Here is a 21,614-nt window from a genome sequence, read left to right on the forward strand (position 1 = left end):
TTATCGTCCTTGTTTGATATTTAAAATTTTAATAGTATCAATAGCTGAATTTAACTGTGCATCATCATTGATTTGTTTTTGACTGATTAGATTTTTATTGTCTTTATTTTCTTGCTTATCTTCTTTTTTATTTTTATCTATTTTTTCAAGCTCACTTTCTAAATGTTGTTTTAAGTCGCTTTCTTTTATAGAAAAACCATCTTCTTGAGTATTTACTTTACCTGGAAAAACTTCAATATCAGGTTTTACACCCACTGCTTGAATAGTACGCCCGCTTGGAAGATAATATCTTGCAATAGTAAGCCTTAAAGCTTCAGTTTTATTAATAGGTATGATTTGCTGAACACTACCTTTTCCAAAAGTATTTTCACCCACAATAACACCGCGTTTAAGATCTTGTAAAGCTCCACTTACAATTTCACTTGCACTAGCACTTCCACCATTTACAAGCACAACCAAAGAAGCATTAGAAATTTTGTTTTTAGGATCGGCTTTATATTCTTGATTTTCACTTGCGATGCGTCCTTTTTGAGAAACAATAACACCTTTATCTACAAATAAATTTACAAGTCCTATGGCTTGATTTAAAAGTCCACCAGGATTATTTCTAAGATCTAAAATAACTCCTTTAACATTAGGATATTTTTTAAGTTCTTTACTTGCCACATCTACAACATTTTTATCAAAATTTGTAACCCTAAGATAAAGAATGTTTTCATTTTCTATCATTTTTGCATAAACACTTTCTATCTTAATAATTTCTCTTGTAAGTGTAACATCAAAAGGTTTTGTTGCACCTTTTCTAAAAATGGTTAAAGTGATTTGAGTTTTTGGCTTACCACGCATTTTATCTACAGCATCATTGAGATTAATTCCTAAAGTGGCCTCATCATTAATTTTTAAAATAATATCTCCTGATTTTATCCCTGCTTTATCTGCTGGTGTTCCTTCTATAGGAGAAACAACTGTTAAAGCACCATCTTTCATACCTACGGTTATACCAAGGCCGCCAAATTCACCATTAGTTTGAATTTTCATATCATTAAAATCTTTTTCATTTAAAAAAGAAGAATGCGCATCAAGATTGCTTAAAAGCCCTGATAAAGATTTATCCACCAAATCGCTGATATTTTGATCATCCACATAGTATTGCTCTACTATAGCAAGAGTTTTTGTAAGCTTATCTAAAGCTTCTAGGCGTTTTTGAACCTGCTCTTCTTTTTGATCAACTTTAGCTTGTAAATGACTTGTTAAAAATAGACATAAAATAAAAGTAGTGGCAAAGCCTGCAAGACCCGCAAAAAATCGTTTTGTTTTCAAAATAAGCTCCATCATTGAGTTTTAGTTTAATTAGTTTAAAGAGTAAATTTTAATAAAAATTGCTTAAAACTTCGTAAATAAATTTAAATTCTTAAAAATATGTTAAAATAGACTAAAAATTCCAAAAAGAAAGTTAATACAATGTGCCAAGAAAAACATACTCATACACATTCTCAAAAACATCTTAAAGCAGTTTGCAATCGTCTAAGTAGAACCATAGGGCATTTAAGCGCTATTAAAAGAATGGTTGAAAATGACAAAGACTGTAGTGAAATTTTAATCCAGCTTGCTGCCGTAAAAGCCGAAGTTAACAATACTGCAAAAGTAGTTTTAAAAGAACATTTAGCTCATTGTATGGTACATGCTATAGAAGAAAATGATATTCAAAGTATAGAAGAATTAAACAAGGCTATAGATATGTTTATGAAATAATCTAAAATTAATCATTTGTCTTATTATTTAAAAAATTTTACTCAATTAACTTGACATTATATGACTAAAGTTATATAATAGCAAGTATATAAACTAAATAAAGGATAAAACATGGCAAATATACAAGATTTTTTAACTGATAATATGCTTTCAAACCTTGAAAGTGCAGCATCTTTAGCTATACATTCTAAAAATACTGAAGTCGTACCTTTGCACCTTTTATGGGCTTTAAGCGTAGATAGTACAAGTATTTTAAATCAAATTTTAAATAAATTAAATATTTCTAAAGAAGCCTTAGAACTTGAAATTAAAAGCAGAATTTCAAAACTTGCAACGAGTTCAAATGTAAACCGTGAAAATATACGCTTTTCCAATGAACTTATAAATTCATTAGAAAATGCTAAAGGATTAATGAGTGCTAATGGAGATAGTTATTTAAGTGTGGATACTTGGCTTATAAGTGAAAGTCAAAAAAGTCCTATTAAAGAAATTTTGGCGCAATTTTTAGATTTAAGAGAATTTCAAAAAGAGCTTGAAAGTCTAAGAGCGGGACGAAAAATGGATAGCAAAACAAGCGATGAAACTTTAGATAGCTTAAATAAATTTGGTATAGATTTAACCTTAAAGGCAAGCGAGGGTAAACTTGATCCTGTTATAGGCAGAGAAGAAGAAATCGAACGTTTGATGCAAATTTTAATACGCAAAACCAAAAACAACCCTATACTTTTAGGTGAACCAGGCGTAGGAAAAACAGCTATAGTAGAAGCTTTAGCACAAAGAATTATTAAAAAAGATGTTCCAAAATCTTTGCAAAATAAAAAAGTCATCGCTCTTGATATGAGTGCTTTAATTGCAGGTGCAAAATACAGAGGAGAATTTGAAGATAGATTAAAAGCTGTGGTTAATGAAGTGATAAAAAGTGAAAATATCATTCTTTTTATCGATGAAATTCACACTATAGTAGGAGCTGGAGCGAGTGAAGGCAGCATGGATGCGGCAAATATTTTAAAACCTGCTCTTGCAAGAGGTGAACTCCATACCATAGGCGCAACTACTTTAAAAGAATATCGTAAATATTTTGAAAAAGATGCAGCCTTGCAACGCCGTTTTCAACCTGTAAATGTAGGTGAGCCAAGTGTTAATGAGGCTTTGGCTATGTTAAGGGGTATAAAAGAAAAGCTTGAAATTCATCATAATGTAACCATAAATGATAGTGCTTTAGTAGCCGCAGCTAAACTTTCAAAGCGTTATATAACAGATCGTTTTTTACCTGATAAGGCCATTGATTTAATCGATGAAGCTGCAGCTGAACTAAAAATGCAAATTGAAAGCGAACCAAGTTCTTTAAGAAAAGTACGCAAAGATATAGAAACTTTAGAAGTTGAAAATGAAGCTTTAAAAATGGAAAATGATGAAAAAAATCAAAAAAGACTCGATGAAATCGCAAAAGAACTAGCTAATTTAAAAGAAAAACAAAATGCCCTAAATTCACAGTTTGAAAATGAAAAAAGTGTTTTTGATGGCATAAGTGCTAAGAAAAAAGAAATTGATCTGCTTAAAAATGAAGCTTCTTTGGCTAAAGCTAGAGGTGAATTTCAAAAAGCAGCCGAGCTAGAGTATGGAAAAATTCCAAGTCTTGAAAAAGAAGTAGAAATTTTAGAAGATAAATGGAAAAAAATGAGTGAAAATGGAGTTTTACTTAAAAATCAAGTGGATGAGGATTTGGTTGCTGGAATTTTAAGCAAATGGACGGGTATTAGCGTGCAAAAAATGTTAACTTCTGAAAAACAAAAATTCTTAGAAGTGGAAAAACATTTAAAAGAAAGTGTCATAGGACAAGATAAGGCCTTAAGTGCTTTAGCTAGAGCCATTAAACGTAATAAAGCGGGGCTTAATGCGGACAATAAACCTATAGGAAGCTTTTTATTTTTAGGGCCAACAGGGGTAGGAAAAACACAATCGGCTAAAGCTTTGGCAAAATTTTTATTTGATGATGAAAAAGCAATGATTCGCTTTGATATGAGTGAATTTATGGAAAAACATAGTGTTTCAAGACTCTTAGGTGCGCCTCCAGGATATATAGGACATGAAGAAGGTGGAGAGCTTACTGAAGCCGTACGAAGAAAACCTTATAGCGTGCTTTTGTTTGATGAAGTTGAAAAAGCACATAAAGATGTATTTAATGTGCTTTTAGGGATTTTAGATGATGGTAGAGCAACCGATAGTAAAGGTGTAACAGTGGATTTTAAAAATACCATTATCATTTTAACTTCTAATATCGCCTCAAGCGCCATTATGAATTTAAGCGGAAAAGAACAAGAAGATGCGGTAAAAAATGAGTTAAAAAATTTCTTTAAACCTGAGTTTTTAAACCGTTTAGATGATATTATCACCTTTAATCCACTTGGAAAAGATGAAGCTTATGAAATAGTCAAGCTTTTATTTAAAGATTTACAAATGAGCTTAGAAAACAAGGGAATAAAAGCAAGTTTAAGCGAAAATGCAGCCCTTTTAATCGCTAAAGATGGTTTTGACCCTGATTTTGGTGCTAGACCTTTAAGAAGAGCTATTTATGATCTTATAGAAGATAAATTAAGCGATATGATACTTGCTGATGAACTTCATGAAAATGATAGCATTATCATTGATGCAAAAGATGATGAAATAATCATCAAAAAAGCTTAATCATTTTGAAAGTAGATCTTTCTACTTTCAAAATATAATCTCGCTTTCATTAAATTTCATATTTGCTTTTGGTAATGGTGATTTGGTGGTATAATAAGCACTTTCTCCTTTATAATTTCCACGATAAACTCCATTAGGAATGCTAAATTTTCTAGTTGTATCAGGGAATTTTTCTATATATTGAGTTAAAAATTCTCTAAACACAGGAGCAGCTGTTCTAGCCCCACCTTCTGTATAACGCATAGGCTTGTTGTTATCATTTCCATACCAAATGATTGCTTCTATTTCAGGCGTAAGTCCACAAAACCAAGCATCAACACTTTTATTCGTTGTTCCTGTTTTTCCTGCTATTTCTATATCTTTTACTCTTGCATTACGCCCTGTGCCTTTTTCAACAACATTTCTCATCATATCTAAAACCAGAAAACTTTGCGCTTCATCGCTGACTTTACGCTCATTTGAGTTAAATTCCATGATGGTTTTACCGGTTTTATCCTGAACTTGTCTGATAATTTGAGGATCTTTAATCGTACCATAGTTCCCAAACATGGTATAAAATTTCGAATACTCCAAAGGAGAAATACCAAAACTTCCCAATACGATTGATAAATTAGGCGGTATATCTTTAAATCCAAATTCCATTAGTTTAGAGTAAAGAACATCAAGCCCCATATCAAGTGCGAGATTAATGGTAGCTAAATTTCTTGATCTTGTTAAAGCTTCTTTTAAGGTAATTAAACCTAAAAATTTACCCCCTTCATTTTTAGGTTTCCAATCCTCATTATTACCCGCTCCACCTTCAAAAATTCTAGAAATATCAGCAATTTCACTCATAGGCGAATATCCTAAATTAATCGCCACTTGATACACAAAAGGTTTAAAAGAGCTTCCAGGTTGACGCATACTTTGAGTAGCGCGGTTATAATTACTTTTTTCATAATCAACTCCACCTACCAAAGCTAAAACATCACCACTTTGATGATTTACCACGACCATAGCTCCGTTTAAAGTGCTTAAATTTGCATCTTTATCGCGTTTTACTATCTCATCATAACCAAATTTTAAAGCATTCTGTGCCATATTTTGAACATCTAAGTCTATATTTAAAATGATTTTATATCCACCTGTTTTTAAGTCTTTGATATTAGGGCTTAATTGTTTAATCACTTCATCTACGACATAAGGAGCAGCATTTTGAGTAAGCGTATCATCATAAACTTGCGGAATTTCTTTAATGGCTGTATCATAATCTGCTTTTGAAATCCAACCTAGATTATACATTCTTGAAATAACATTATTTGCTCTTGAAATGGAAAGATCTAAATGCTTTGTAGGATCATAACTGCTAGGTGCTTTTGGCATACCTACTAACATAGCAATCTCTTTAAGGCTTAATTCATTTAAATTTTTATGAAAATACCCCAAAGCTGCGGTTTTTACTCCATAATACCCATGTCCAAAAAAAATAAAATTTAAATACCTTTCTAAAATTTGCTCTTTAGTTAAAATGGTTTCCATTTTATAAGCAAGCAAAGCTTCGCGAATTTTACGCGTAATAGTTCTTTCAGGGGTTAATTCCGTGTTTTTAATAAATTGCTGGGTAAGAGTGGAAGCTCCTTCCATGGTTTTTCCACCGCTTTTTATGATTTTTACAGCAGCTCTAAAAATGGCATCGATATTAACTCCATTATGTTCAAAAAAGCTTGTATCTTCTATAGCAACCAAAGCTTCTATAAGGCGTGGAGGAAGCTCTTCATAAGGAGCGTAAAAACGATGTTGTTCAAAAATATTAGCCACAAGCTTGCCATTTCTATCGTAAATTTGTGTTGTAAGAGGAGGTTTGTATTCTTTAAAAGTATAACCCTCAGTATCAGCACTTGTGAAAAGATAAGCCACATAAATAAATCCAGCTATAAACAAAAGAGTAAAAAATGAAAAAATATATTTTAATATTTTCATAAATAAGCCTTTAAAGTTTGGATATCAAGCCCTAAAGCAGTGCTTAGATTTCCTACTTGTTGGGTGATGAAATTTTGATGAAAACCCTCACACATAATACAACCCGCCTTGCCTTTATAAAGATCATTTTCTACATAATCTCTTAAAGCATTTTCATCAAAATTTTTAAAATAAAGCGTAGTTTTTGAAAGAGAAAAAACTCTTTTTTCAGGTTTTACAAGCAAAAAAGCCGATAAAATACTTGCATACTTTCCATTTTGCAAGGCAAGCATTTCATAAGCTTCTTTTTTATCTTTTGCTTTGGTAAGAATTTTTTCATCTATACAAACTATACTATCTGCAAAAAGCAAATTTTGGTTTTGAAAATCTTTGCCTAAAGTACTTAAAAATTGTCTTTCTTTTTCAAGAACTATTTTTTGAACATATAAAAAAGGTGAAATATTTTTATTTAAATTTTCATCATAATCAAAACTAACTTGCCTAAAATCAATCTTTGCGGTTTTAAGCAAGTTAGCTCTTGAAATGGAACTTGAAGCAAGAATTAACATTAAAGTGCTTTTTCTATCGTTTCTAAGCTTTGTTTTAAAGCTTCATTGATTTTGCTTAAATCTTTTCCACCTGCAGTAGCAAAATCATCTCTTCCGCCACCATTTCCACCTAAAATTTGCGCCGCTTCTTTAACCAAAGCTCCTGCTTTTAAAGGCACATCTTTAACGCCAGCTGCTAAAGTGATTTTTTCATCTTTTACTTGGATAAGTAAAATCACCGCTTTAGCAAATTTGTTTTTAAAATCATCAATCATAGCTTTAATATCGCCATTATCTATACGTTTTACGCAAATTTCAACACCTTGGATATTTTTAGAATCAAGCTCGGTTTTACTTGAATTTTTAAGCTCATTTTTTAAACTTAAAATTTCATTTTTAAGCTTTTTAATCCCGCTTAAAATATCATTATTTTTAAGTTCATCTTTTACTTTAGAAAGTTCTTCGAGTTGATTTTTTACAAATTCTAAAGCCGCTTTAGAAACCACAGCTTCAATACGTCTAACTCCAGCACTCACACCACTTTCTTTAACTATGTAAAAACTTCCTATTTGAGCAGTATTTTTAACATGAGTTCCCCCGCAAAGTTCTTTGCTTTCACCTAGAGTTAAAACACGCACATTGCCTTGGTATTTTTCATTAAACAATGCTATAGCACCGCTTTTTTTAGCTTCTTCTAAAGGCATATTTTCTAAGATAGCTTCGCTTGAGTTTATAATCATTTTATTGACTCTTTTTTCAATGCTTTCTAGCTCTTCTTTGTTTAAAGCTTTATGATGAGTAAAATCAAATCTTAGTTTATTGCTTTCAACCAAAGATCCTGCTTGGCTTACATGAGAACCTAAAATTTCTCTTAAAGCATGATGTAAAAGATGAGTGGCTGAGTGGTGGCGTGCGATTTGCTCTCTTTTTTCTGTATCGATTCTTGCATGAACTATATCGTTAACTTTTAGTTCTTCGCCTGCTTTTATAAAGCTAAGATTGAGATTAAAAAACTTTTGCGTATCTAAAACTTCACGCTTAGCTATAAATCCACTATCAGCACTTTGCCCCCCACTTGTTGCATAAAAAGGTGTGTTTTCAAGCATCACCCAACCCGCATCTTTAAGGGTGGAAACTTCTTTAAAATCTTCATCTAAAAGGGCTAAAATTTTACTTTCGCATTCTGCTTTTTCATAACCTACGAAATGATTTTCTCCAAATTTTTCAAGTAAGTTTTTAAAATCTCCGCTTGCAGTTTTATCTCCACTTCCTTTCCAAGAAGCCTTAGCGCGTGCTTTTTGCTCATTCATGAAAAGTTCAAATTTTTCTTCATCAACTTTAAGATTTTTTTCTCTTAGCATATCAGCCGTTAAATCAAGCGGAAAACCATAAGTATCATAAAGCTTAAAGGCTACTTCTCCGCTAAAAATTTCTTTAGTGTTTTTAAGCTCTTCATTAAAAATTTCAATCCCATTTTCTATAGTGCTTAAAAATCTTTCTTCTTCAAGGCGAATTTGTTCTTTTATAAAGTCTTTTTTCTCATTAAGATAGGTATAATGTCCGCCCATTAAATCGCACACAATATCAACTAGTTTATACATAAAAGCTTGTTTAAAACCTAGCAAATATCCATGTCTTAAAGCACGACGCAAAATACGACGCAAAACATAACCTCTACCTTCTTTATCAAAACTTACCCCTTGTGCAAGCAAAAATACACTTGATCTTATATGATCAGCTATGACTCTAAAACTTGCTCCGCTTTCATAAACATAAGTTTTATTACAAAGTTTTGAAATTTCATTGATGATTGGCATAAAAAGCGAGCTATCAAAATTGCTAAATTTACCTTCTTTAATCGCTGTTACCCTTTCAAGCCCCATTCCTGTATCAATGCTTGGCTTTGGCAGTGGGCTAAGCACTCCATCAGCACTTCTTTCGTATTGCATGAAAACAAGATTCCAGATTTCTAAAAATCTATCTCCATCTCCGCCCATATAATCTTCGCTTGAGTTAAAATGCTCTTGTCCTTGGTCATAAAAAATCTCACTACAAGGACCACAAGGACCAGTATCGCCCATTTGCCAGAAGTTATCTTTATCGCCAAATTTGTAAATTCTTTCTTTTTGAATGTGTTTTTGCCATAGATTAAAAGCTTCATCATCGTTTTCATGCACGGTTACATAAAGTCTATCTTTAGGTAGTTTTAAAACTTCAGTTACAAATTCCCAAGCATAAGCTATGGCTTGTTCTTTAAAATAATCCCCAAAACTAAAATTCCCAAGCATTTCAAAAAAAGTATGATGGCGTGCGGTATATCCTACATTATCTAAGTCATTGTGCTTTCCACCCGCTCTTATACAAGTTTGACAGCTTGTTTTGCGTGGAGGGTTTGGGCGTGGAATTTCTCCTGTAAATATACTTTTAAAAGGCACCATGCCCGCATTGGTAAAAAGTAAAGTTGCATCATCAGGAACTAAAGGACTTGACGGGGTTATCTCATGTCCTTTTGATGCAAAAAAATCCAAATAAGCTTTTCTAATATCCATGAATTTTCCTAAAGAAATTTTTATAAAAACATATCATACCAAAATTACTTTAAATTAAGTAAAACTAAAATACAATAAACATTTTTATTTAATTTTATTTCTCTAAGGTTTTTTATGAATTTTATCAATCTTCAAGCCCAATATCTCGCATACAAAGATGAAATCAATGCTGAAATTGAAAGCGTTTTATCAAGCTCTTCTTTTATAGGCGGTACAAAGCTTAACGAATTTGAGCAAAATTTAGCTCATTTTTTAGGTGTTAAACACGCTATAGGTTGTTCAAGTGGAACCAGTGCTTTATATCTTGCCTTAAGAACCTTAGATATTGGCAAAGATGATGAAGTTATAGTGCCTAGTTTTACTTTCATAGCAACAGCTGAAGTTGTGGCCTTGGTAGGTGCAAAACCTGTTTTTGTAGATATAAATTTATCAAATTACAATCTTGATTTTGAAGCAGTGCAAAAAGCAATAACTCCAAAAACTAAAGCTGTTATAGTAGTGAGTATGTTTGGACAAATGAGTGATTTAAGGGCTTTAGAAGAAATTTTAAAAGATAAAAATATCACTTTGATCGAAGATGGTGCACAAAGTTTTGGCGCAAGTTTCAAAGGAGAAAAATCCTGCTCTATAGCTAAAATTTCATGCACAAGCTTTTTTCCTTCGAAGCCTTTGGGAGCTTATGGCGATGGCGGGGCTATTTTTTGCCATGATGATGAAATTGCTAAAAAAATAAGAATTTTACTCAATCACGGACAAACTCAGCGTTATAAACATGAATTTATAGGTATAAATGGACGCCTTGACACCTTACAAGCAGCGATTTTAAATGTTAAGTTAAAATACCTAGAAAAAGAATTAGACAAAAGACAAAAATTAGCACAAATTTATAATGCAAATTTAAAAAACTGTCAAATTCCACAAATTAATCCAAATGCTTTTAGCGCTTATGCACAATACAGTGTTTTAGTTGAAGATAGAGCTAGTGTATTGCAAAAATTTGAAAAAGCTAATATACCTTATGCTATACACTATCCAACCCCTTTGCATAAACAACCTTGCTTTAGTGAGTTTTCAAATTTAGAACTTAAAAATTCAGAATACGCAAGCGAACACATCTTATCTTTGCCTTTTTCACCTTTTTTAAGTGAAGAAGAGCAAGAGCAAGTTATTTGTATTTTTAAAGATTGATTCCATGAAAATAGGTATCATAGGCCTTGGAAAAATGGGGCAAAACCACTTAAATGAACTTAGTAAAAATTCTCATTTTAAACTTAATGCACTTTTTGATCTTTGCAAAAATCCAAACCTAAATATTTTTGATGATATTTTTTATGATGATCTGGATAAATTTTTAAATCAAAATAATGATATTATCATCATAGCAACACCTACAAATTCACATTTAACAATAGCAAAAAAAGTTTTTAAACAATGCAAATGCGTTTTAATCGAAAAGCCTTTAGCTCTAAATTTAAAAGAAATAGACGAAATTTCAAATTTAGCTAAAGAATACAGCATAAAAGTAGGTGTAGGTTTTTGCGAAAGATTTAATCCTGCGGTTTTAGCCCTAAAAAAAGAGCTTGAAAATGAAGAAATTATCAGCATTAACATACAAAGATTTTCACCCTACCCACAAAGAATCAGCGATGTAGGGATTTTGCAAGATTTGGCTGTGCATGATCTTGATTTGCTTTGTTTTTTAAGCAAACAAGAAATAACAAAAACCAATTTGCTTAAAAAATACACCCAAGATCAAACAAGAGAAAGTGAAAGCATTATTCTATGTGAGCTTGAAAAATGTATTGCTAGCATACATCAAAGTTGGAATAGCACACAAAAACTAAGAAAAATTCATCTTATTACTAAAAATCATTTTTATGAAGCCAATTTAAATGACTTTTCTTTATTAAAAGATGGAAATTTTATAGAACTTACTCAACAAAGTCCACTTTTTTCAGAACACGAAGCTTTGTTAAAACTTATCGATAATCAACCCAATCATTTAGCCAGCACGAGCGATGCTTACAAAGTTCAAGAAATTTTAGAAAGGTTTGCGTGAAATTAGTTTTATTTTTAAATATGGGCGGAGCTACGAATTTACAAGATTGTGAAGTTTTTTTAAAAAATATGTTTAATGATCCTTATATTTTAGGAATCAAAAATCGATTTTTAAGAAAATTTGTAGCATGGATCATAACAAAGGCTCGCGTTAAAGCCATGCAAGAAAACTATAAAAAAATGGGCGGAAAATCCCCTTTAAACGAACTTACTCAAAGCCTGTGTGACAAGCTTAATTTAAAACAAGATGAATTTAAATTTGATTTTGTAAATCTTTATGTTCCTCCTTTTGCCACAGAAATTTTGCAAAAATACACTTTAAATGCAAGTGATGAAATCATTCTTTTTCCACTTTATCCGCACCATTCTTGCACCACAGTAACTTCATCTTTAGAAGTTCTGCAAAATGAAATTTCAAAGCAAAAAATTCAAGCAAAAGTAAAAACTATAGATATTTTTTATAAAAATGAGCTTTATAATGAGATGATAGTTTCGCACATTTTGGATAAAAAAAGTAAATTTGATGCCAAAATTTTGATTTTTTCAGCGCATTCTTTGCCACAAAGCATTATTGACAAAGGTGATTTATATGAAAAGCATGTAAATGATCATGTAGAAATTTTAAAAGAAAAACTAAAAGATCATTTTGATGAATTTATTTTAGCTTATCAGTCTAAACTAGGCCCTGTAAAATGGCTTGAACCAAATACAAGCGATGTTTTGGCAAATTTAAACGATAAAGCTTTGATTTATCCTATTTCTTTTTGCATTGATTGTTCTGAAACGATTTTTGAACTAGGTATGGAGTATAAACATTTAGCAAAATGTGATTATGATTTGATAAGTTGTCCTAATAATAGTGATGAATTTATGAAATTTATTTTAAAGTATTTATCTGATCTTAACTAAGAATGAATTTGAGATCCTTGTCTATCATTTTTTTAAACTTTTTTGGTAAAAATTTAGCCGACTAAACCAAAGTATAAGCTTTTTCTCCGTGCAAACTCACATCTAAGCCTTTTTGTTCTACTTCTTTTTTCACTCTTAAGTCTGTAAAACAAGAAATGATCTTAAAAAATAATAAAGCTTATGAGAGCTAAAAAAATCATACAAATCATAATAGTAAGAATTTGCTCTTTTAAAAGCTCTAAACTTCCACTGATAAAAAATCCCTCCGCCAAGTGCATTTTTGGTAATCATATTAGGATTTGCTTTAACACTTGCAAAAAGCCCTGTAGCGATTCCTTCACAAACACCTCCGATTCCGTGCAAAGAAAAAACATCTAAAGAATCATCCTATTTGAGTTTGTATTTAATAAAACTCAAACCAAAATAACAAAATGCAGAAGACAAAGCCACTATAACAAGAGAAGCATAATTATCTACATAACCGCAAGCTGGAGTAATCCCTACAAGCCCACTAAGCCCACCTAAAATAGTCGGTTTTATAGATGAGCCCTCAAGCACTACCCAAGATAAAAAGCCACAAGCTGCTGATATAATACTTACTATAAAAGCATTGATAGCAATATCATTCATTTCGCCAGCACTTCCAGCATTAAAACCCAGCCATCCTATAAAAAGCAAAATCACACCTAAGAAAGCATAAGAAATAGAATGCGCGTTTTTATCCTCATCATCACTTTTTCTAGCACCCACTATCAAAGCTCCTACAAATCCAGCAACCCCAGAGCTAATATACACAACACCACCCACAGCAAAATCAAGGCTTCCTCTTTTAAGTAAAAACCCTTCGCTACTCCAAATCATATGCGCTAACACATCATAAACTAAAGTACTCCAAAAAAAGTAAAAATATCACCAAAATACCCAGTTTAATTCTTCCAACCAAAGAGCCTGTTATGATGGCAGATGCAATAAGTGCAAACATCATTTGAAAAATCACAAAAAGAATATTTGAAACACCTGAAGCATTATATCCGCTAATACCCTCTAAGAGAAAATTCTCGAAATTTCCTACAAGCCCAAGTCCTTCATCTTTGCCAAAAGAAAAGCTAAATCCAAGCACTACCCATTGTAAAGTAATGACACCAAAAGCAATAAAGCAATTCATTATGGTATTGAGAGTATTTTTACTTCTTACTATACCCGAATAAACATTGCCAAAGTTGGAGTTATAAGCAAAACTAGTAAAGTACACAACACAATAAAACTTGAATTTATCGTATTCATTTACTTACCCTTTCTTACAAAATATACTTGCGAGATAATTATATTTAAAATGATTTAAAAAAATATAAATTTAAGAAATATTTTATATATTTTTTTTATCAAAATTTATTTTTTTATATTAAATTACTATAAATAGGTATTTTAAAAAATATTTTACTTCTCTATAATTCAAAATTACTAGCATTAAAATAAAAATTTGAGCCAAGTTAAAAAACAACAAAGATAAAAAGGATTATTACAAGATAATGAAGAAAAAATTTGATTATTTAATAAAATTATCTGATATTAAAAAAGTAATTGTGCTTTAAAATGATCTAAAAGCTCTTCTTTAGCTTTTAAAATATCATCAGTATTTAACTCAAGATCAATCTTATCTGGTTTTTTATAAGTTTTATCATAATACTCCAAAAGCATAACAATAAGCTTTTGCCATTCTTTTCTCTCATAACTTTGAAGCAAATCTTGGCGTAAATTTAAGCTGATATAAGGACTGATTTTTTGCACACATTGTTGAAATTTCAAAGGAGTCATTTTTTCTTGATAAATTTTTTGTATTCTTCTAACGCGATTTTCCAAAGAACAAAAACAATAAATTTTAAAAGCCTTTTGCATTTTTTCATAAAATTTCAAAGGTAAGATAATATCCCCTATTTTGCGACTTTCGCTTTCTATGAAAGCAAAATTTTCTAAATTTTGAATATTGTGAAAAAGTTCTGCTTCAAAAGCTTTTTGCGTAGGTTGTTTTCCTAAAATATCACCAAAAGACGAGCCTAAATGATTTGCCATTTTTTCTAAATTTATAGCTTGTGGGAGTTGTTCTAAAAGCTCTGTTTTTCCACAACCTGTATTACCACAAAGAGCAAAAAAATCAAAATTTATTTCATTTTCGAAATAATGCGTTACAAAAGTTCTATAAGCTTTAAACCCACCTTTTAAACGCACCACCCTAAAGCCAAGCTCACTTAAAATCACTGCGATAGACTTTGAACGCAAACCCCCACGAGAACAATAAATCCCCACCTTTTCTCCTATGCGAAAATTTTGAGTGATTTCTAATATATGCTTAGCGGTATTTTGACAAATATAACTCGCACCCATAGCCTTAGCTAAAGCTTGATTTTTCTTATAAATTGTTCCTATTTCTTGATATTCTTCATCATTGAGTGCATAAAAATTTAAAGCTCCTATCAAGTGAGAATGCAAAAATTCTCTAGGGCTTCTTGCATCGATTAAAAAAGAGAAATTTTCTTTTTGAAACTCTACAAATTCAACTTCACTGAGCATTTTTAAAAGCCAAAACAAGTTTTTGATAAACTTGCTCTATATTAGTGCCACAAACCCTAGTTTCTCCTATGGTTGTGATAAAATTTGTATCTCCTGACCAGCGTGGTACTAGATGATAATGACAATGAAAAGCTATGCCAGCTCCTGCATCCTTGCTTAAATTCATACCGATATTCACTCCATTTGCATGAATTTGCTCTTTTAAAATTTTTACCCCCAAACGCACAAAATAACTCATTTCTTGCCAAATTTCATCACTTAAATTTTCTATATGCTCTTCATGTATATAAGGAATCACCATAAAATGCCCTGCAGAATAAGGATAGCGGTTCATCACTCCAAAACAATGCTTTGCTCTAAAAATCACGCCTAATTCTTCATCGCTTTTGATCTTATTAGCACAATCACAAAATGGACAAATGCTTTTTTCTTTTTCAAAATACTCACTCCGCCATGGTGCATACAAATACTGCATTTTCCCTCCTTAAAGCAAAGCTTTTAAAGCCTTTCCTTCATCTTTTTCGCGCATAAAATATTCGCCGATTAAAAAAGCATCAACGCCTAAATTTTGCAAATGCTCTAAAAATTCTTTATTTTCTAAACCACTTTCTGCGATGATGATTTTTGAATTTGGGATTTGTGGGATAAGTTTTTCGCACAAACTCATATCCATAGTAAAATCCTCTAAATTACGATGATTGATACCAATGATATCCGCTCCAGCAAAAATAGCCTTACTCAAATCCTCTTTATCATGAATTTCAACCAAAGCCTCAAGACCTAAATGTCTTGCAAACTCAAGCAGTTTTTTAAGCTCTTTCATGCTTAGCATTTTAGCGATTAATAATACAAAATCCGCCCCATAAACCAAAGCTTCTAAAATTTGATACTCATCAAAGATAAAATCTTTTCTAAGTAAAGGAATTTGCGTATAACGGCGTATAAGACTTAAGTATTCTAAAGAACCTTTAAAAAAATGCGGCTCAGTTAAAACAGAAATCGCCGCAGCTTTGTTCTTCTCATAATTTAAAGCGATACTCAAAGGATCAAAGTCTTCTCTAATGACTCCCTTGCTAGGGCTTGCTTTTTTTACTTCTGCTATGATTTTAACTTCTTTTTCTACTCTTTTTAAAGCCTTAATCACATCTTTTGGAAAGAAAGGATTTGAAGCTAAAGAACGCCCTAACATATCATAAGGAAGTTTTAGTTTGCGTTCTTTTAAATCTTCTTTTGTTTTTTCAAAAATTTTATCCAATATCATGGTTTTATACACGCCTTTATCGCTTTTATATGAGCTTTGCTCTCATCAGAATTTGCAAATTCTTTATCATCTAATGTTTGTTTTAAAATTTCCCATGCTTGCTTACAATCGCCTAGTTTATAATACCCCCAAGCTAAAGAATCTAAATAATACAAATTCTGTGGATCTTTTTCTAAGGCAAGTTTCACAAGCTCTATACCTTTTTTAACATCTAAATCATAATCTATAAGCAAATATCCATAGTAGTTTAAATACAAAGCATTGCTATCTTTATCGATAGCCTGTTCGAATTTTTCTTTTACAGAATCAATTACTTTTGGAGTGATTTTTTTAGCTTCATTTGCAGCTTCAAATTCAAAAACTGCCGTTCGTAGAAGATATTCTTTATTTTTTGTTTTATGATAAAGAGCTAAACTCATTTTTTTAGCATCATCAAAGCGTTTTAAATTCTGATACAAAGCGAGTTTAATGTCATCATCTAAATCATACTGTAAAGAAATTTTTAAAGCTTCTTCTGTTTTGCCTTGAGAATTTAAAAGCTCAACTAAAGCCAATACAAAACTTTTATTTTTGGTAAGTTGATAAAGCTCTTTATATATACTTTTTAAAGCTTCGATATTTTTTTCATCAAAATAAATTTTAGCAAGCAAGACGCAAGTTTTGAGAGTGCAACCATTGGTTTTTCTTGAAAATTCTAAAACATTTTTAATATTTAAAATATCATTCAAAATCGCATAAATTCCTATGAGTTTAAATAAAATTTCTTCATTTTGCACTTGATTATAAGCAGATCTATAGTATTTTGTAGCATTTTTTAAATCATTTTTTTTAACCAAAATATCTCCGTAAAGCTCTAAATTTCTAGGATCACTATCCTTTTTTGTTAAAAGCTCTTTCATAAGTTTTTGAGCATTGTTGATATCATTTGAATTTAAAGCATAAAGAGCACTAAGTCGCTTAAGATTGTCATTTTGATTTAAATAAGGCTTTGCTAGATTATCTAACTCTGCTTGCTTGTCAAGATTGTTTGCTAAAGTAAGTAAAAATGCATTTTCTAAAAAATTAGTATTATTATAATCTTGATAAAGACTTAAAAATTCATCTCTGGCTTCTTTGTATTGTTTATAATACTCATAATTATAAGCCTTCATAACCCTTAAATCAAAATCATTGCTTTTATATTTTGTATAATCGGGATAAACAACATTGATTTTTGAACTTCCACAAGCTGCCAAAAAAAAGGCTGCTAAGACAAATAACAAATACCTATACATTCTTTTTCTAATTCCTTTTGATGTGTTTTAAAATATTCCCAAAATGGAAAAGTTCTGCATTGTTTTGGACGAAAATCATAGATACTACAATTTCTTTTTTGAGTATCAAAAAAAATGCAAGCAAAACCATCTTCACATTCGACTTCCTTAAAACTCATTTTAAAGCCCACTTTTCTCAAGTATTTTTCAGCAAATTCTTTGCTTTCTAAATTTAAATGCTTTCTTAATACTTCTAATTCTTCCTTGCTCGCAAAAATATTGCCACTTTCTCCAGTGCAACACTTTCCACCGCATTTCTCACAAGCATTTTCATCAAAAGCATAAGAAAAATTTTTATCAAATATCATAACTTTTTAACCTAAATCTTAAGTGAATTTCTTGCATTTGTTTGCTTAAAATTTCATTTTCATATACAAAAAAAGGAGGTAAAATCTCACAAGGCGATTTTGAACCTTTTTTTACCTGTATCAAAACAAGTCTTGCTTTTTTGCTTTGATGTGTATGTACAAAGCAAAGCTTTGTTATTTTCATTTTCATATCTTTTAAAATAAAACAAATTTCATCTAAAGCTAAAGCTTCATAGCAAAAATACAAAGTACCATTTGGCTTAAGCATAGAATTTGTTTTAGCTAAAAAGCTATGCAAGGGTAAAAATTCCTGAAATTTACTTATAGCTTTATGCTGATCTTCACTCTTGTAAGCTCCTTGTCTATAAAATGGAGGATTGCAAACTATGAAGTCAAATTTTTTTATGATTTGAAATTGATTAAAATCATCATGAAAAATATCGCCTTGTATTTTGTTGGATTTTAAATTTTTTTCAATCAATTCTATATTTTCTTTTTGAATATCAATCAAAGATAAACTTAAATTTGCAATATTTTTTTTAAGTAAAATACCTATGATACCACAGCCCGCACCTACATCAAAAACAGCGCCTTTAATTCCTTGTTTTAAAATAAAATCAGCTAAAATTAAAGAATCGCTATTATAACGATACCCTTGTGATAATTGTGCTAGCGTAATCAAATCTGACATATATTTTAATGCGTTGGAATTTTAATGCGTTTTGGAAGCTGTTCTTTAAATATATTTTGTTCTTTTGTTATATTATTATCTTCTTTAAAATTCGCTGGGCTTTGTGCTGCAAAAAAAGAAATCACAAAAATTATAAAAAAAGCAATTTTTATCATAACAACACCTCATAAAATGGTGTCCACGGCGAACACCTAACAATAACTATAAAATACCATAAAATATAAATTTTAAATATTTCAAATTTAATTTGGCTACAAAATGGCTACAAAAATTAAAATATAAAAATAGGTTTTTCTTTCTTTTCTATTTTTTCATTTAATATATCTGCAGTTTCAAAATTATACCATAAAGTTGGATTAATTGCATCTTTTGCTAATTCTTCAGCTTCACTTCCATTTCCACCTTCATTATCAGAATCATCGCTTTGCTCATTTATCATATCAGGAGTATCTGCTGTAATGCTTTGAACAACATCAAAAATCTTACTAGCTCCACTTAGTAAATTTCCAATAATATTTAAAGTTGATTCAAAAGTTGACATTTCTTGTGCTGCTTGTGCTGTATTTTTTGTAAAATCTGCAGCTAAATTCCAATTATTAGCACCCCAAGCACCTAAAAAATTAACCAAACCCCAAACAGCATTAAGAATTGAAAATAATTTATTTCCAGTAAGTGAACCCACGGCTAAACCTAAGCTAATTCCTAGTGTGATACCCGCAGCTACATTCTCACTCACTCCTATCAATGTTCCTAGCCATGCACCTTGTCCACCAATCCACCAAGTAGCTACAGCCAAAATAATAGTAACAATAGGTGCCAAAAAGCTTAAAATTCCTTTGCTTGATTTTTCGTATACATAAAGATAATAAAAACTATCCCATAATGCAAACCATCTATCTCTACGCCCATAAGGCAAATTTGAACTTTTTCTATATAGCGGATATACGCTTGGCGTAACACTTGTATCTTTTTTTCCAAAGCTTTGATTATTGAGGTAAGAATAAGCAACATAAGGCTCTTCATAACAAACTAAATTAAACCCATTATAAAAACATAAAGGAGTTGCATATTTGCATTTATAATTTTCTTTTATTGAGTTAAATACTTCAAAAAAAGATATCTTTTTGCTTGTTAAAGTATAATATATTTTACTCGGATCACTCTCTCTAGTTTTTTGTGCTTTCTCATATACATTATAGGCTATTTCTACTTTTTCGATTCTAAATATATTTTTATTTAATTCTTTAAAATCATTATAAAATTTTTCAACATCAATGCATAATTTTTTATAAGGTTTTCCAAAAGTTGGTTTAAATTCAACATTTTCTACTTTAATTTCTGGTATTTTAATATCATCAATACTAGGATATATCCATTCATTATTTTTTTGGATGGTTTGAGAAAAAATAACTACTTCTATATCATTTATAAGCATTTCATAATTTATATTTTCCAATGCCTTATTTAATATATCTTTGAAATTTATTTTTTCATCAATATAAAAAAATCCTTTTCCATTATATTTCCAAGCTTTTTCTTTTTTAAATAAAAGAGCTAAATTATTTGGAAAACCATAATAATACTGCATACTTCCTAAATTATAATTAGTTCTTATTTCGCAAATATCATGATATATTCCATTTTCACTACTAGGATCTCCCTGATAAGGTTTGTATGGATCTTGCCCTACGAAAAATTGGTTAAGTCCTAAATCATTATAGTTTTCCTTGTTATAAGGTGCAGTGCTAGAACTTTTAATGTTATATTTTTTCACTATATACGAATTTTTAAATAGCGGATGGTTTATATTTTGAATTTGACTTCTACCTTTTCTTACAAGTTGTTTATGTAAAAGCTCAACATATTTATTTACCCCTATCATAGCATAGGTAAACCATTGTTTATATACTTCTTGTGTATCCAATTCTCCTATGTTTGATGGATAAGCAGGCTTAAGAGTATAATTTCTCATAAGCCTTTTTTCATCTATAAGCATTATGAAGACTTTTCTATATTTTCTATCTTTTCTTTAACAAGCTTCATAATTTCTTGTGGTATATCAAGACCACCGGTACAATATCCAAATTGAACACTCTGTGTAACTTTTGCAGCTTCTATTCTTAAATTATCATCTATCTGTGAAGTTTGTCTAGCTATTAATGCAGGTTTTGCTTTTTCTGTTTCTGTTTGAGCTCTTAAAAGTAAAGCTTTTTCAGCATTAAGCTCGTTTTCATCGCCTTGTAAAATCATGGATAAAGCTGTATTTTGACTTTGAGCCACTATGGTTTGTCCAACACTTACCAACGCTTGTGCCAAGCTTTGAAATTGTTGGTCATTTCTTATAACATTATCGTTTCCAAATTGTTCTAAAAGCTTTTTAAATTCTCCAAATGGAGATTTTTCCGCTAAACTCATTTCTAAAATTTGCGGATAAATTTCTTTAAATGCTTCAAGTCTTTTGTTGTAATCAACATTTGTATTACTCATTATTTAGCTCCTTTATTTTGCTTATCTGAATTTCACACTGTTTGTATTTGTAAAAAAGCATAGAATAAGCATTTAAAATATCTAGTTCATTTTTTGCTATTGGCTTTTCAAGAGGACTTAATGTTAGTAGTTCTTGCGGAATTCTTACTTTTTGAATTTCTATTTTGGTTACTACTTGTTGAGTTTGCATCCCACAACCTATCAACGACATCGTTAAAAAGCTTGGTAATATTATTTTCATTGCTTTTATAAATATATTCTTTAACATATTGCACCCTTTCTTGTACTTGATTTTTTTGATTGTTTGCTTCATTTAAAGCCTTTAATTCTATTTTATGAATTTGATTTAATTCTTTTAATTTTTCTTGATTATTTTCATTTATTTTTAAAGCCAAAGCTAAATCACTTTGACTTTTTTCTAATTTGGCCTTTGTGCTATCAAGTCTTAGATAAAAATATCCTGTTAAGATTGCCATTAAAGCTAAGGCTATATAAAGCTTTGCATTTCCAAATAAAAGATTTATCATATTTTGTTTAGAAGTTTAAG

The 21,614-nt window shown here is 30.6% G+C and carries 20 protein-coding genes and 1 pseudogene; 5 read left to right on the forward strand and 16 right to left on the reverse strand.

Going from position 1 to position 21,614, the window contains the following annotated elements; translation table 11 throughout:
* Entirely contained in the window at positions 1-1,335 is a 1,335-nt protein-coding gene (locus AJ882_RS06200; RefSeq protein ID WP_002872630.1) for a S41 family peptidase, read from the reverse strand.
* A 126-nt stretch (positions 1,336-1,461) separates the two neighbouring features.
* On the opposite strand from AJ882_RS06200, the gene AJ882_RS06205 reads away from it, so the two are divergent.
* Both AJ882_RS06205 and AJ882_RS06210 read left to right on the forward strand, forming a co-directional pair.
* Positions 1,462-1,752: a metal-sensing transcriptional repressor gene (locus AJ882_RS06205; protein ID WP_002859054.1), complete on the forward strand. Its 291-nt coding sequence runs from the start codon at positions 1,462-1,464 to the stop codon at positions 1,750-1,752.
* A 111-nt stretch (positions 1,753-1,863) separates the two neighbouring features.
* Positions 1,864-4,437: an ATP-dependent Clp protease ATP-binding subunit gene (locus AJ882_RS06210; protein WP_002859914.1), complete on the forward strand. Its 2,574-nt coding sequence runs from the start codon at positions 1,864-1,866 to the stop codon at positions 4,435-4,437.
* 27 nt (positions 4,438-4,464) lie between these two features.
* Here AJ882_RS06210 and AJ882_RS06215 read toward each other — a convergent pair whose 3' ends face one another.
* The 3 genes from AJ882_RS06215 to alaS are packed head-to-tail and all read right to left on the reverse strand — an operon-like array spanning position 4,465 to position 9,472.
* Positions 4,465-6,396, reverse strand: coding sequence for a penicillin-binding protein 1A (locus AJ882_RS06215; protein ID WP_002867666.1), 1,932 nt, complete (start codon positions 6,394-6,396; stop codon positions 4,465-4,467).
* A complete protein-coding gene (gene maf / locus AJ882_RS06220; protein ID WP_002855005.1) occupies positions 6,393-6,944 on the reverse strand; it encodes a septum formation inhibitor Maf in 552 nt (183 codons plus the stop codon). The genes AJ882_RS06215 and maf overlap by 4 nt, the downstream gene beginning before the upstream one ends.
* A complete protein-coding gene (gene alaS, locus AJ882_RS06225; RefSeq protein ID WP_002859051.1) occupies positions 6,944-9,472 on the reverse strand; it encodes an alanine--tRNA ligase in 2,529 nt (842 codons plus the stop codon). Before alaS ends, maf begins: the two co-directional genes overlap by 1 nt.
* Positions 9,473-9,586: 114 nt before the next feature.
* On the opposite strand from alaS, the gene AJ882_RS06230 reads away from it, so the two are divergent.
* Genes AJ882_RS06230 through hemH form a run of 3 tightly spaced genes read left to right on the forward strand, consistent with a single transcriptional unit; the run spans position 9,587 to position 12,439 of the window.
* Positions 9,587-10,660, forward strand: coding sequence for a DegT/DnrJ/EryC1/StrS family aminotransferase (locus AJ882_RS06230; RefSeq protein ID WP_002867665.1), 1,074 nt, complete (start codon positions 9,587-9,589; stop codon positions 10,658-10,660).
* A 4-nt stretch (positions 10,661-10,664) separates the two neighbouring features.
* Complete coding sequence (locus AJ882_RS06235) at positions 10,665-11,531, forward strand: Gfo/Idh/MocA family protein (RefSeq protein WP_002859910.1); 867 nt, start codon at positions 10,665-10,667, stop codon at positions 11,529-11,531.
* Positions 11,528-12,439, forward strand: coding sequence for a ferrochelatase (gene hemH, locus AJ882_RS06240; RefSeq protein WP_011049728.1), 912 nt, complete (start codon positions 11,528-11,530; stop codon positions 12,437-12,439). Before AJ882_RS06235 ends, hemH begins: the two co-directional genes overlap by 4 nt.
* Positions 12,440-12,500: 61 nt before the next feature.
* Here the strand turns inward: hemH and AJ882_RS09375 are convergent.
* The 12 genes and pseudogenes from AJ882_RS09375 to AJ882_RS06305 form a co-directional block, all read right to left on the reverse strand.
* Positions 12,501-13,723, reverse strand: a pseudogene (locus tag AJ882_RS09375) (ammonium transporter).
* Between the two features lie 285 nt (positions 13,724-14,008).
* Positions 14,009-15,007, reverse strand: coding sequence for a tRNA 2-selenouridine(34) synthase MnmH (gene mnmH / locus AJ882_RS06260; protein ID WP_002854897.1), 999 nt, complete (start codon positions 15,005-15,007; stop codon positions 14,009-14,011).
* Positions 14,997-15,482, reverse strand: a complete 486-nt coding sequence (locus tag AJ882_RS06265) for an HIT family protein (RefSeq protein WP_002854919.1) — start codon at positions 15,480-15,482, stop codon at positions 14,997-14,999. The genes mnmH and AJ882_RS06265 overlap by 11 nt, the downstream gene beginning before the upstream one ends.
* Positions 15,483-15,491: 9 nt before the next feature.
* Positions 15,492-16,268, reverse strand: coding sequence for an indole-3-glycerol phosphate synthase TrpC (trpC, locus tag AJ882_RS06270; RefSeq protein ID WP_002854779.1), 777 nt, complete (start codon positions 16,266-16,268; stop codon positions 15,492-15,494).
* Entirely contained in the window at positions 16,265-17,542 is a 1,278-nt protein-coding gene (locus tag AJ882_RS06275; protein WP_011049727.1) for a tetratricopeptide repeat protein, read from the reverse strand. The genes trpC and AJ882_RS06275 overlap by 4 nt, the downstream gene beginning before the upstream one ends.
* Positions 17,515-17,889, reverse strand: a complete 375-nt coding sequence (locus AJ882_RS06280) for a YkgJ family cysteine cluster protein (protein WP_002864630.1) — start codon at positions 17,887-17,889, stop codon at positions 17,515-17,517. The genes AJ882_RS06275 and AJ882_RS06280 overlap by 28 nt, the downstream gene beginning before the upstream one ends.
* Positions 17,879-18,580: a tRNA1(Val) (adenine(37)-N6)-methyltransferase gene (locus tag AJ882_RS06285; RefSeq protein WP_002864161.1), complete on the reverse strand. Its 702-nt coding sequence runs from the start codon at positions 18,578-18,580 to the stop codon at positions 17,879-17,881. The genes AJ882_RS06280 and AJ882_RS06285 overlap by 11 nt, the downstream gene beginning before the upstream one ends.
* A gap of 5 nt (positions 18,581-18,585) precedes the next feature.
* Complete coding sequence (locus AJ882_RS06290; RefSeq protein ID WP_002867600.1) at positions 18,586-18,735, reverse strand: hypothetical protein; 150 nt, start codon at positions 18,733-18,735, stop codon at positions 18,586-18,588.
* Between the two features lie 116 nt (positions 18,736-18,851).
* Positions 18,852-20,576: a hypothetical protein gene (locus AJ882_RS06295; RefSeq protein ID WP_070279690.1), complete on the reverse strand. Its 1,725-nt coding sequence runs from the start codon at positions 20,574-20,576 to the stop codon at positions 18,852-18,854.
* Positions 20,576-21,067 carry a hypothetical protein gene (locus AJ882_RS06300; protein ID WP_002861686.1) on the reverse strand — a complete coding sequence of 164 codons (492 nt, stop codon included), beginning with the start codon at positions 21,065-21,067 and terminating at the stop codon, positions 20,576-20,578. Before AJ882_RS06300 ends, AJ882_RS06295 begins: the two co-directional genes overlap by 1 nt.
* Positions 21,060-21,257 carry a hypothetical protein gene (locus tag AJ882_RS09260; RefSeq protein WP_002781772.1) on the reverse strand — a complete coding sequence of 66 codons (198 nt, stop codon included), beginning with the start codon at positions 21,255-21,257 and terminating at the stop codon, positions 21,060-21,062. Before AJ882_RS09260 ends, AJ882_RS06300 begins: the two co-directional genes overlap by 8 nt.
* Positions 21,175-21,594 carry a hypothetical protein gene (locus AJ882_RS06305; protein ID WP_070279692.1) on the reverse strand — a complete coding sequence of 140 codons (420 nt, stop codon included), beginning with the start codon at positions 21,592-21,594 and terminating at the stop codon, positions 21,175-21,177. The genes AJ882_RS09260 and AJ882_RS06305 overlap by 83 nt, the downstream gene beginning before the upstream one ends.
* Positions 21,595-21,614: the final 20 nt, after the last annotated feature.

This window comes from Campylobacter sp. BCW_6461 (genome assembly GCF_001762735.1).
In the GTDB taxonomy this organism is placed as follows: domain Bacteria; phylum Campylobacterota; class Campylobacteria; order Campylobacterales; family Campylobacteraceae; genus Campylobacter_D; species Campylobacter_D jejuni.

Coding starts and splice junctions, on each gene's coding strand:
- AJ882_RS06230 (WP_002867665.1), top strand. CDS start 9,587: ATGAATTTTATCAATCTTCAAGCCCAATATCTCGCATACAAAGATGAA.
- alaS (WP_002859051.1), bottom strand. CDS start 9,472: ATGGATATTAGAAAAGCTTATTTGGATTTTTTTGCATCAAAAGGACAT.
- AJ882_RS06300 (WP_002861686.1), bottom strand. CDS start 21,067: ATGAGTAATACAAATGTTGATTACAACAAAAGACTTGAAGCATTTAAA.
- AJ882_RS06295 (WP_070279690.1), bottom strand. CDS start 20,576: ATGCTTATAGATGAAAAAAGGCTTATGAGAAATTATACTCTTAAGCCT.
- trpC (WP_002854779.1), bottom strand. CDS start 16,268: ATGATATTGGATAAAATTTTTGAAAAAACAAAAGAAGATTTAAAAGAA.
- AJ882_RS06290 (WP_002867600.1), bottom strand. CDS start 18,735: ATGATAAAAATTGCTTTTTTTATAATTTTTGTGATTTCTTTTTTTGCA.
- AJ882_RS06265 (WP_002854919.1), bottom strand. CDS start 15,482: ATGCAGTATTTGTATGCACCATGGCGGAGTGAGTATTTTGAAAAAGAA.
- AJ882_RS06215 (WP_002867666.1), bottom strand. CDS start 6,396: ATGAAAATATTAAAATATATTTTTTCATTTTTTACTCTTTTGTTTATA.
- AJ882_RS06280 (WP_002864630.1), bottom strand. CDS start 17,889: ATGATATTTGATAAAAATTTTTCTTATGCTTTTGATGAAAATGCTTGT.
- AJ882_RS06275 (WP_011049727.1), bottom strand. CDS start 17,542: ATGTATAGGTATTTGTTATTTGTCTTAGCAGCCTTTTTTTTGGCAGCT.
- AJ882_RS06200 (WP_002872630.1), bottom strand. CDS start 1,335: ATGATGGAGCTTATTTTGAAAACAAAACGATTTTTTGCGGGTCTTGCA.
- AJ882_RS06205 (WP_002859054.1), top strand. CDS start 1,462: ATGTGCCAAGAAAAACATACTCATACACATTCTCAAAAACATCTTAAA.
- AJ882_RS06210 (WP_002859914.1), top strand. CDS start 1,864: ATGGCAAATATACAAGATTTTTTAACTGATAATATGCTTTCAAACCTT.
- AJ882_RS06285 (WP_002864161.1), bottom strand. CDS start 18,580: ATGTCAGATTTGATTACGCTAGCACAATTATCACAAGGGTATCGTTAT.
- AJ882_RS09260 (WP_002781772.1), bottom strand. CDS start 21,257: ATGCAAACTCAACAAGTAGTAACCAAAATAGAAATTCAAAAAGTAAGA.
- maf (WP_002855005.1), bottom strand. CDS start 6,944: ATGTTAATTCTTGCTTCAAGTTCCATTTCAAGAGCTAACTTGCTTAAA.
- AJ882_RS06235 (WP_002859910.1), top strand. CDS start 10,665: ATGAAAATAGGTATCATAGGCCTTGGAAAAATGGGGCAAAACCACTTA.
- AJ882_RS06305 (WP_070279692.1), bottom strand. CDS start 21,594: ATGATAAATCTTTTATTTGGAAATGCAAAGCTTTATATAGCCTTAGCT.
- mnmH (WP_002854897.1), bottom strand. CDS start 15,007: ATGCTCAGTGAAGTTGAATTTGTAGAGTTTCAAAAAGAAAATTTCTCT.